The following is a 10,947-nucleotide window of genomic DNA, read 5'->3' as shown; positions in this document are numbered from 1 at the left end:
CTTGTCCTTCGCCTCCTCCCAGATCTGCTTCAACTCGGTGAAGTCGTGCTCGGCCTTGGGCGATAGGGGTTTCCGAGATGCAGTAGCCCGCTTCGATCCAGTCGCCTCGGCGGCGGCCTCGCGCACGCTCAAACCCGCAACGCGTTGCGCTTTTGCGGAGTCGCCTTCGACGTGCCGGGCGATCCGCATGTAGAGCTGCGCCGTCCTCGGCGAGACGGTGGTGTTCAGTCGGAGCCAAGCGTCCCAACCACCGTGCGGGACGGTATCCCTTGCCTGGGCGAGCAGCCGGCCGCACTCGACGGCGTACCGGGCGCCCTCGCGCTTGGCGGCCTCGACACCGGCATGGGCCGCGTTGATTGCACCGGCGATATTGGAATGGGTCATCACGAATCCTCCGTTGCTGATGAAAGGTGCCTGCTGCGCCTGAGCGCAGTCACTCGGCCGCCGCGCGCTTCAGCCACTCCAGCGCACCGTCGTTCCGCGCCTCTTCGCGCCAGTCGCCGACGACCACGATGCCCTCGGTCGTGGTCCAGCCCCTGAACCAAGCGTCAAAGGAATCGGGATTGGCTGGATAGCCACGGCCTCTTTGATCGCCTTCCACGACTGCGATCCAGCAAGGCCAATTGCCCCCGCAGCCCATGATCGTGTGCGCCTCGCGGCCAAGCAGATCGGACCTGACGAACCGCTTGTGCGGAGGCGTGATGTCGAGCTTGTCCTCCAAGCTCACGAGCGGTCCCGCGCTGGCCTTCACGCAGCGCGAGATGGCAGAGATCGTGAACACGGTGACGATGTGCTTGTTGGTGCGCTTCGACCGTCGTTTAGAGTCTGACGCCACGATGGTACCGCGGACCTTCGCCCGATCGGCCACCTCCATGAGATGACCGAGCATCGGGGTGATCATCTCTTCGAACACGCACCCGGTCTGAGGCGCGTCCAAATTTATCTTACCCCCCTGTGCCGTTTGTGCCGTTTGTGCCGTTAGTTCGGTTTTCGGAGCTAATGGCGCTAATGGCACTATTGGCACAGGGGGGTAAGATCGCGCTGGAACCGGGCTATCGGCAAAAGGGCGGGTGACGGCGACCTCCGGGTGCACCTCATAGCCCTGAGACTTCCGGCCCTTCACCTCGCCGGCCCGGGTGAAGCGCGGGCGGATCAGTCCCGCCTCGACCAGCTGCTTACAGGCTGCCTCCATGTCGGCCGCTTCGCGCAGCATCCCACCGATCTGACGCCGGACCTCGCGGGCGTTGAACTCCGTCATCCGGTTCTGCCGAAGGTGCTGTGCCAATAGCATCCCGCGCCGCTCGGCCACCGGGATCGTGGCGTCTCCGAACACCCGCTCGGCCATCGGCAGGAAGTAGGCGTTCAGCAGGTCGGCGGCGGCCGTCACCGACTCGGGCGAGATCGCCTTCGGCTCCGATTCCTCGGTGCCGCCACACCACCACAGATACTCCAGCACGGCGGACAGGCGCAGGCAGTGCCCGCGAGCCTTGCCGAGCGTACCGGCGAGCAAGCCGCTGGCCATGTGGCAGCGCTCCACGATGTCCCTGGCGAACGCCTCCAGCCGATCCTCCGCTTCGCGGGCGAGCGGCACCAGTACGGGTTCGGGATGGCCGAACTCGTCATGGATTTGCAGGAGGTCGGTGAACCGCACGAGGTTGAACGCGGCGTCCATGCTCGGCGACTTGGAGGAGGACGGAGGCCCGACCTCCGCGCACCACAGGACCGGCGGCTCCGACCACGCGGTGCCGGCCTGCGGCCAGCGCACGTTGGCGATGGCGGCGCCGACGCTGGCGAGCAGTGCGACCGCCACGTAGTCGACCGGCGCGGACGCACCCTTGGCTTTGCGCTCGCACCACCCGGCCCATGGGCCGAGCAGATGCAGCGGGAAGGGCGGCGGGGGTCGACGCCCGGTGCCGAGAAGGCTGAGATCGGGATCGGGCCAGAAGATAGACCCCCCTGTGCCGATAGTGCCGTTGGCGCCGTTAGGCCTGCCGTGATCACCATGACGGTGATCGTCGGCGGCCGGGCCGAGGCGATCCACCTCGGCGGCGAAGTGCTGCGCTCTCATGGGCGCACCTCCGAATTCGAATGGGTATGGGGCGCTGGGCGCGGCTGCCGTCGCTGGCGCTCGCGGTCGGTCTGCTCGGTCAGGTCGCCAAGCAAGTTCAGGGCAGCCCGGAACTCGGCTGCGGCGCAGCGCATCGAGTATTTCAGCCCGGCATCGTCCCGCAGGACCGCATAGTCGCCGACCATGTTGGCGCGCATGCTGACGAGGGCCATTAGCTCGGCGATGTGGGCGCGCAGCTTGTCCGGATCGCCGTAGGCGAAGTCGTTGGGATTGAGGGGGGAGGCGCTCATGCGCGCCTCCAGTTCTCAGGCAATTCAAAAGCGTGCGTCGCATAGACTGCAGCGACAGCCGGGCTGCATTTCAGGCGCGCGGTGATCCGGCGCGCTTGAAGGTCAGCGTGGTGTGGGTTATCTCTGAGATCGTCAGCCGCCAAGCAGACATTTCCCAGAGCCCTCGGCGTACCAGCGCCGGGGGTTCTGACATTGTGGGCCAATCTATGCGGCCTCCCTCTTAGTGATAGCTTCAGCCGCTCGCCGGAGCGAGGTTGGAAGCGGGTTGTCCTGGATGCTCTGGCGCCAAGCCGCCTCATCCTGCGGGAAGATGATCACGCGCCGTCCGACGCGCGTTGACTTGGGCGCGTGCCCGATGGCCTTCAGGTAGAAGTAAGAACTCTCGCCGATCTTGTTCCGGGCGCAGAACTCCTGAACGTTGATCGCGCTGGTGTCTTCGGACCGAATGATTTGAATAGTGCGGGGAACTGCGGTCGCAGTCTGCTCCGCCTGAACCTGAACACTCTTGCGAGGCATCGGGCCAACTCCGTGAACCCACGAAATTCGTGGTGGAGTAGAGCTAGCTCTTTGCGTCAGTCCTCATAATACCCGAATAGGAAAAAATATTATCCGGGCCCACCCGATTAAGCAGTGGCGCTTATTGGGGTGGGTAGATCATCGCACCACTCGGGGATGGTTTTCTTCAGGTCGTCGAGGTCTTCGTTCCGGTTGAGGCTGACCGTCAGGATCCGAGCAACGGCGGCGTGCGGGAAGTCTCGCTTAAATGGACCAAACAAGTCCCGGATCAGCACCGCAATCACTCTGGCGTGCGCTCTCATCGTGTCGGAGTCTTCACCCCGGCTGCGCTTAAGAACGCGTGGATTGTTGGCCATGAGGCGCATCTGTCCTTGGCCTGCCAGATAGTCTCTCGTCGCCTTCAGCGCGTTGACTAAGTCCTCTTTGATCAGTTTCGGCGGATTGCCGTACTGCCAAGCGGACTCGACTTCGATAGAAGTTTCACAGAGCTTGGCCGCGTCAAGAAATGGCTTCGCCATCGCCTTTGCTTCGGCCGTTGTCCAGACAGGCACAGGCTCTGGCTGGCTGAATGCGATGACCACTTGGAAGTACAGGGCCGCGCTAAGTCTGTCGAAGTCCGTCAGCGGCCGATCAAGATCGCGGTACTCTTCTGGCGAGCAGCCGTTTATGAACTTCTTTCTATCCTTTATGTACAGCGAGGGCGGATAATAGCTCGGTGTTGGAGTGTCGTCGGTGGGAATCAAGCTCTTGAGCTGTGTCCACGCCGGCTTCATCCGCTCATCGGTCAGCAGACGCTGAGCGCAGTCGTTCTTGAGGTCACTCACCTCGTACATGAGCCGCACCCCGTCGGGCACCCATGCAGGGATTGTCAGCGCCTCGCTCATCCGACGCTCCGGATCTGGGTCGGGGCCGGCGTGATCAGAGAGACGGCCGCGAGCGCTGCCAACTCGTCCAAGGCCGTGACGATGTAGGCGGTGTAGTGCGCCTCGATCATCGCGGTGGAGGTGTCGTGGAGCGCGGCCACAAGTCGGACCGGCAGGTTGGCGCGCAGGCCGCGCACGATGCTGCTATGGCGCAGCGCGTAGGGCACGAGGTCTCTCGGCAGCCCGGCCTTCTCCAAGATCGCGGCCCAAGGCTGGCGCATCTCCGAAGCCGAGTGCCAGGGCACGCGATCTACCTTCCGCCACTCCCCTACCCTCTCCATCTGCCAGCGCGGACGCAGCAACAGGCGATCGGGACCGCGCCGGCCGGCAAGCGCCGGACGAAGCGCCTCTATGACATCAGGGGTCACGCGCACCGCGACGTGCGAGCTGTGCTTCGATCCCCTGCCCTTCCGGCTCACCGGCACCATCAGCCGGTTCTGCGGCGCCTGAACGTCGCCGACCGTCATGCGCTGGATCTGGGAGAACCGGGCGCCCGTAGCGGCCAGGACGATTACGAGGCGATGGAGATCACCGTCCCACTCGCCGGCAGCATCCACCTCGGCAGTGGCGGCGACGATTCGCTGGAGATCGGCGTTGGGTAGGATCTGTGCCTCGCGGGCGACCGGCGTTGCGGTAGAGGTGGCTGCCAGCCCGTTCCGAACTGTGGTGGCCATCGTGGCGGGCAACTGGTCGCCCTGCCGCCGGATCGCGGCGTTCAGCGCAGCCTTGAAGTCGTTGACGGTGCGGCGGACCGTGCCGTCCGCGAGGGCCGCCGCGAGGCGGCGGCGCCACTTGTGGAGGTCGTCGGCCGTCAGGGCCTGGAGGAGCTTATCCGCGAGCGCTGCGTCGGACAGGACGTGCTTGGTAAGCCGCGAGCGGCTGTCCCGGATCAGTCCGACGCCATCCTTGGTCCGTGTCTCCTTGGCCTCCCGTGTCTCGATGTAGGCCGAGACGGCGTCGCGGACGCTGATGGCCGGACCGAAGGCTGCGAGCCGATCGGCTTCCTCGACCTCGCGGACCCTATCGCGCGCCCTGTCCTGCGCCTGATGAAAGCTCAGGACGGTGGTGCCGTTGGCTTCCTGCCGATCGTCGGCACGGCCTAGCGCCTCGACTGCGTACCGCTCGTCACCGAGGTATCGGCGAGCGACCCAGGTGCCGCCGGTCTTGCCCTTGCGGTAGCCGAGATGGAGCCCCCTATCGATCGCTCGGAAGTATGGCTTAGCCTGCGCCTTGAGTTTCGCACGCGCCGTCGGCGAGTCGAGAACGGCGTCGCGGACACGATTGGCCATGGATTGGTCCTGTCCAATTTCCGTCCAATATGTAGGCGTGGACTTGCGTGGACAAGAGGAGAACGCGGCAAGCTAAGTGATTGAGCGCATTGGAACCCCGTGAACTTCAGTGGAGCAAATAAATGCCCTCCGAAGGCAAAGGTCACACGTTCGAATCGTGTCGGGTGCGCCATTCACGAACAGAACTGCGAACGCCGGGTGGGGCGTCCGGTCCTTTCGCGACAGCTTTTTCCAGAACGTCGCGTCGCCCTATTATCCGGATTTCATCCGGCTTGACCTCCACGCTATCGATCACCGCGCGGATGTAGGCCTTTCGGAACGGCACCTCACCTTCGCGTAGCCGCGCTCGCATCTCACGCGCGAACATCTCGACGCGCTCCGGCGCGATCGCCACTGGCTCTCGCAGCTGTTCACGCAGGCGCGCCAGCGCATCCCTCGCCCGGTCTCGACCGGTACGTAAGCTGTCGAGGCGCTGCTTCAGCGTCGGATCGGCCCCATCTGCGATCCCGTCCTCGATCGAGCCGTAGAGACGCTTCAGGCGCATATCCGCGTCCGTCACCTCTTCCGCGAGCGCCTGCACCCGCACCTGTGCGGGACCGATCCGCGACTGCCGACGCGCCGCCAGTTCCGACAGGATCTCCTGCAACCGTTCGGTCGTCAAAAGCCGCTGCTCCAGAGCCGTCGTGACGAGACCGTCGAGCGTGTCCATCGCGATAGTCATACCCTTGCAGGCCTTCGCGCCGATCCGCATCTGCGGCGAGCACTTGTAGTAGCGGTACACCTTGCCGGTGCTCGACGTCCCAGTCGCCATGGTCATGCCGCCGCCGCACCGGCCGCACACGGCGAGGCCGGTCAACAGAACCGGTCCCGTCACCTCGCGCGGCGGGGCCTCGGACGGCCTGCGGCTGCGCAACGTGTTCTGGACGGCCTGGAAGAGCTCGACGCTGACGATCGCTGGGGCCGGGGCCTCGACGATGTCGCTTTCCGGATTGCGCTGCCGGGTCTTCGAGTCGCGCCTGTTGAACTGGTACGTCCCGGCGTAGAGTGGTCGCGTCAGGATGTCGTGAAGCGGTCCGATCCCCCAGCGGCAGAGCTTGCGCGTGAACATCCCGCGCTCGTTCAGCCACGTGCAGACCGCCTTGACGCCCATCGGGCCGGACCGGCCGTCACCTTCTACGATCAGGCGGTACACGAGCCGCACCACCTCCGCCTCGACCGGATCGATGGCCAGCACCTTCTTCGTCCGTCTACCCTTCTGCCCGGCCTCGATCGTCCGGTAGCCGTAGGGTGCCCTCGAGCCGTTCCAGAACCCCTGACGCGCGTTCTCGTTCATCGAGCGCTTGACGTGCTTACGGTTCTCCCACGACTGGTACTCGTCGAACATCGCCAGCACGTTGCGGATCAGGTGGCTCGCCGGGTCGTTGCCGGCCACGGGTTGCGTGATCGAGATCAGCTCGACACCGTGCTCGGCCAGCCGCCGCCGTGCGCCTTCGAGGGCAAACTGGTTGCGAAAGAATCGGCTGAGGCTGTGTACGACGATGGCGTCGAACGGACGTGAGCCGTCGCAGGCCCGATCGAGCAACGCCCTGAGCTGCGGGCGTCCCTTGTCGCTCGTCGCCGAACGGCGGGGCCGGGCGACAGGGACGGGAACGCGTTGCCAACAGGTCGTTGGCGAAGCGCGGAGCCCAGCCCTCACCCGAGGAGTTCGTCGATGAGGTCAGCGAGATGCCGCTCGATCGCCTCGAGCTCGGGGCTCGTGATCGGTGTTCGATAAGTCAGGTCGAGGACGACCGAAGGCTGTGCTGCGATCCCCTGGGTACGACGGCGGACGATGCGGGCTCGGGCCCCGGGGGCATGGCGCCCGTCCGGGCGGTCAGGCTCGACCGTGCTCCGGCCCTTGCGGCGGGATATGTGAGACGAGAGGGACTTACGCATCGTAGGGCTCCGTTGAAGGAGCCCCCCAATGACACCACGCTGCCCCCAAAAACTGGGGTAAAAACTCGCTCGCCCCTCGTCGGCGACGAAAAAAGTCAGCCCAGCCGCACCTTCGCCATCTCGAAGGGGGTCCGGATCAGAATGGGTTGTCCCTGGACAATCCCGGCCATCACCTCGTTCAGCAGATTCAGCCGCAACAGGTCGAGGTCAGTCCCGGCATATCGGTTGAAGGCGCGCAGGATCAGGTCCCTGCTGCGCAGATAGTCCTCGATCTCGATCTCGGTCTCGTCGGTGCCCTCCAGGCCCATCCGTCCGGCCAGGTAGTGAGCAAGCCAGCGCGCGCCGTCCAAGCTGAGGGGGCCGAGCTTCCCGATCCCGCACCAGCCCGCGCAGAGGGCGGCGTCGAACATCCGGCTCGACAGGGTGTATATGCGCCACAGGTCGGCCGGGTGGACATGCCCGTGGATGGCGACCTCGACCATCTCCGGCAGGCTCAGGTGCCAGCTCTCCTGACGCTTGGCGTCGAGAAGCAGGCGCCCCTCCATGCGGCTCTCCTTGCCTTCCCACCAAGGCCTCTCGTGGCTCCGCACCTCGTCGCCGAGCTTGTAGTGCTCGGAGGTGATGCTCTGGTCCTGAAGGCCGGCGATCCCCAGCAGGCGCAGGATACGCTGCTGTTCGGCGACCCAGGCTGCGTCCGCCTCCCTGTCCTCGTCATTGGCCGGGCGGTGTCGCCCCTTGTTGCGGTACGCATCCTTGAAGGCCTTGAACGAGATGCAGGGCGACAACTCGCCGACGGATTGCTCGGCGGCATCCTTGACCGTGGCGATCGCCCATGGCCCCGCGACTCGGTCCAGCACCCTCGCCTCGATTTCCCGCAGGAGTGTTTCGCGCGGGCGCCCCTTCCCGCGGCCTTCGCGGATCGCACGATGGAGCTGCATCTGTGTGAGGCCGACGAAGGTGAGGCCGAAGCTCGCCCGGAGGAGCGTGGCGCGCTCGGTGGCCGACGGTCGGCCGATGACCGGCGGCGGGAAATTGGCCTCGATCTTGGCAACCGGGTGCTCCCGCTCATCCCCATGCATCGCCGCCGTCTTCAGCGGGCGCGTGTTGAGGGGCTCCCGGTCCTCATCGTCGGACATTACGGACCCGCGACCGACAAGTGCAGGCACGGTTCCATATGCAGCGTGCGCCCACGATCGTCATCGTCCGGCCCGGGATGGCGCTCATACATCGGGCGTCACCCATCCGATCGATCGACGCAGGAAGTTCAACTCCAACGATCGGAACGTCGCCGCCTGCGCGTTGTCCTTGCCGTAGCCATGTCCGCCTGTCGCTGGCTCGTAGAACGCGACCTCGTAGCCGAGGACGCGCAGCTTCTGCGCCATCTTGCGCGCGTGGCCGGGATGAACCCGGTCGTCGCTGCGGCTCGTGGCGAGCAGGATTGGCGGATAGGGTCGCCCGGCTTCAGCGGCGTGGTAGGCGGAGATCCCCGCCAGGAACGCCCAATCCTGCGGGTCGTCCGGATCGCCGTACTCCCCGATCCAGCTCGCACCGGCGAGCAGCTTGGTGTAGCTCCGCATGTCGATCAGCGGGATCGTGCATGCCAGGGCTCCGAACCGCTCCGGGTAGCGGGTGAGCATGTTGGCGATCAACAGGCCGCCGTTCGAGCCGCCCTCGGCGGCGATGCGCGACGACCGCGTCACACCACGGGCGACGAGGTCGGCGGCGACCGCGGCGAAGTCGTCGTGGGTGCGTGCCTTGCCCTCACGCCGGCCCGCATGATGCCAGCGCGTTCCGAATTCACCGCCGCCGCGGATGTTGGCGGTCACGCAGGTGCCGCCTCGCTCCACCCAGAGCTTGCCGAGCACGGGCTGGTAGGACGGCAGGCGCGAGACCCCGAACCCGCCATAGCCCGACAGGTGGACGGGAGCTGCGCCCGTTTCGTCCTCCGGCCCAACCTGGACGTAGGGTACGCGCGTGCCGTCTGCCGATACGGCCTCGTGGCGGGTCACCCGGATGGTGCGCACGTCGAATGCCGGCGGGGCCTGACGCAGGACGGCCGGCGCGTCGAGCGCAAGTGAGAGGCCGAGTAGCGTTGGCGGCGTCAAATGATCGTGGACGAGCGCGAGCAAGGCTCCGTCCGCTCGCTCCGGATCTCCGTCGAGCGGCCAGAGGTGGACCGAGCCTAAATCCGGAAGCCCGTGAAGAGGCCGCCGCGTCCAACCCTCCGGACCCGGTTCGAAGACAGTATAGGTGGGGCGCAGGTCCTCCAGGGCGTCCACGATAAGCCGCCCGACCGATCAGAACACGCCCTGGAGGGCGTGTCGCTCGTCAGGCTGCCATAGGACGCTGAACTCGCGGCTGCCTGCCAGAAGTTCGGGTAGCGCGACCGTCAGAACCGTATCGACGGCATGTTCGACCCCACCGACGGTCCATGGCTGCCTGGGTCGCACGGAGAGGTGATTACGGTGAAGCTGAACCTCGGCATGCGAGGGATGGTCGAGCCGGACGCGCATGCCGGCGCGGTCGCCGAGATGGATGGCCGTGTCGAAGAAGCCGAACCGCTCGACGACGGTCAGGCGTTCCGATCCAGTTTGATGGTCGCAGGAGCCCCAGACCCCCATGCTGCCTTCAGCGGCCTCGAACAACACCGGCGCGTCGAGCGGATCCGTGCCCCGCGACCAGAGCCGAACCGTACGCGCGTATCCGGATCGCGTCGCCATACCAGGACCGAGGGCACTGGAGAGGATCACGGAGTCGCGGTCGAGCCAGGTGGCGCCCCCCTTGGCCTCGGGCAGGTCGAAGCCGTCTACGACAAAGGCACGGGTGCCCAGGTCGAACTCCCGCACGACGGCCGCGTCCTTCCCGCCGCGGCTCAGCCGCAAGAGCGCACGATCGAAATCGCTCTTGAGGATCGCCGCTCCGGCCCAGACCCAGTCCTCCCCCTCAGTCGCGGCGAGCGTATCGAGATCGAGCAGGGTTTCCCAGTCTGGGATCGCGGCGCGATAGCCTGCCTCACCGACACGGCGCCACACGCCACGAGGATGCTCGGCATCCTTCCAGAAATTGTACAGCCAGGCGCCGTATCGCTGAGCGAACGGGATCCGATCGGGTCGATCGAGGAGGCGCTGGATGATGTCGCGATCGCGGCGGAAATCGGCGTCGCCGTAGAGGCTGAGCGTTTCCGCGCTGCGCACTTCGACCCAGGCCAGAGCGTCGGGCCCATCGACCTCCTTCAACCAGAGGTAAGGATCGTCATCGGGCGACTTAAGGGTCGGCCGGGGATCGCCGTATGCGTGGGAGGCAGCAGGCATGCCCAAGAGCGTACCTTGCGCCTTGGGCTCCTGGAAGCAGGCAGGCGAAAACGTGAATAGGGTTAAAACCCTGCGGGGCGCTCCCGTTTGACCTCTGCGAAACTGGAGGACTAATAGCTGGGGCGCCAGGATTCTCACCCAGCACGAACACAGCCATTCATCCGGAACAAGTCATTGATTTTACACGCGCTACAGCTTCGTGCGCACAGGCAGTTGATACGATCCTGCGCCCAGTGCCAAGGGCGCATTCCGCGGCTCCACAAAGGATCGCAGTGAGCCGAAATTCGAAGGAATGGACGCTCGCTTTGAGCCTCGGCCATGAACGAGTCTTCGTCGGCAAAGCGCCAAGGGTGGACCTTGCTGGTCTGCCCGGAAGCGGACGTTCCGCGTCCGATCCAACCTGGCCGCCGGGATCGTTGTGCGCGCTTCCCAAAAGCGGTCATTGGTCGACCGTCCGGCAACTTCCGCTCGGGGTCGATTTCGTTGAAAAACTCGTTGGCGGCCGAGATCGGAGAGGGGCGGGATGAGCCCTCGCCCTAGGGCTGGGTGTCGCCAGCCGGTCAGGCCGGGCTCGGCTGCGGGATCGGGAGGAGCTTTGCGAGCTTCCTCAGGTTC

The 10,947-nt window shown here is 65.7% G+C and carries 9 protein-coding genes and 1 pseudogene; all 10 read right to left on the bottom strand.

Annotated features, from left to right (window positions below):
- Nucleotides 1–384: DUF3102 domain-containing protein (locus MKK88_RS30895; protein WP_244007153.1), on the bottom strand; the 384-nt coding region annotated here is incomplete at its 3' end.
- 49 nt (nucleotides 385–433) lie between these two features.
- A complete protein-coding gene (locus tag MKK88_RS30890) occupies nucleotides 434–2,041 on the bottom strand; it encodes a DUF3987 domain-containing protein (protein ID WP_244007151.1) in 1,608 nt (535 codons plus the stop codon).
- Nucleotides 2,042–2,064: 23 nt separating this feature from the next.
- Nucleotides 2,065–2,358 (bottom strand): hypothetical protein, encoded by a 294-nt coding sequence (locus tag MKK88_RS30885; protein WP_244007149.1) that lies wholly within the window; start codon nucleotides 2,356–2,358, stop codon nucleotides 2,065–2,067.
- A gap of 204 nt (nucleotides 2,359–2,562) precedes the next feature.
- On the bottom strand, nucleotides 2,563–2,874 hold the full coding sequence (locus MKK88_RS30880; protein WP_244007148.1) for a hypothetical protein: 312 nt from the start codon (nucleotides 2,872–2,874) through the stop codon (nucleotides 2,563–2,565).
- Nucleotides 2,875–2,981: 107 nt separating this feature from the next.
- Nucleotides 2,982–3,758, bottom strand: coding sequence for a hypothetical protein (locus MKK88_RS30875; protein ID WP_244007146.1), 777 nt, complete (start codon nucleotides 3,756–3,758; stop codon nucleotides 2,982–2,984).
- A complete protein-coding gene (locus MKK88_RS30870) occupies nucleotides 3,755–5,086 on the bottom strand; it encodes a tyrosine-type recombinase/integrase (protein ID WP_244007138.1) in 1,332 nt (443 codons plus the stop codon). Before MKK88_RS30870 ends, MKK88_RS30875 begins: the two co-directional genes overlap by 4 nt.
- Before the next feature lie 142 nt (nucleotides 5,087–5,228).
- The gene (locus MKK88_RS30865; protein WP_313902364.1) at nucleotides 5,229–6,782 is read right to left on the bottom strand and encodes a recombinase family protein; all 1,554 of its coding nucleotides are present in this window, start codon (nucleotides 6,780–6,782) and stop codon (nucleotides 5,229–5,231) included.
- Nucleotides 6,779–7,021, bottom strand: coding sequence for a hypothetical protein (locus MKK88_RS30860; protein ID WP_244007134.1), 243 nt, complete (start codon nucleotides 7,019–7,021; stop codon nucleotides 6,779–6,781). The genes MKK88_RS30865 and MKK88_RS30860 overlap by 4 nt, the downstream gene beginning before the upstream one ends.
- Nucleotides 7,022–7,116: 95 nt before the next feature.
- Nucleotides 7,117–8,157 (bottom strand): hypothetical protein, encoded by a 1,041-nt coding sequence (locus MKK88_RS30855; RefSeq protein ID WP_244007132.1) that lies wholly within the window; start codon nucleotides 8,155–8,157, stop codon nucleotides 7,117–7,119.
- An 84-nt stretch (nucleotides 8,158–8,241) separates the two neighbouring features.
- A pseudogene (locus tag MKK88_RS30850) lies at nucleotides 8,242–10,332 on the bottom strand (prolyl oligopeptidase family serine peptidase).
- Nucleotides 10,333–10,947: the final 615 nt, after the last annotated feature.

Source organism: Methylobacterium sp. E-005, from assembly GCF_022829725.1.
In the GTDB taxonomy this organism is placed as follows: domain Bacteria; phylum Pseudomonadota; class Alphaproteobacteria; order Rhizobiales; family Beijerinckiaceae; genus Methylobacterium.
The sequence above is the reverse complement of the archived record's forward strand: the minus strand, read 5'-3'. Positions and strand labels throughout refer to the sequence as shown.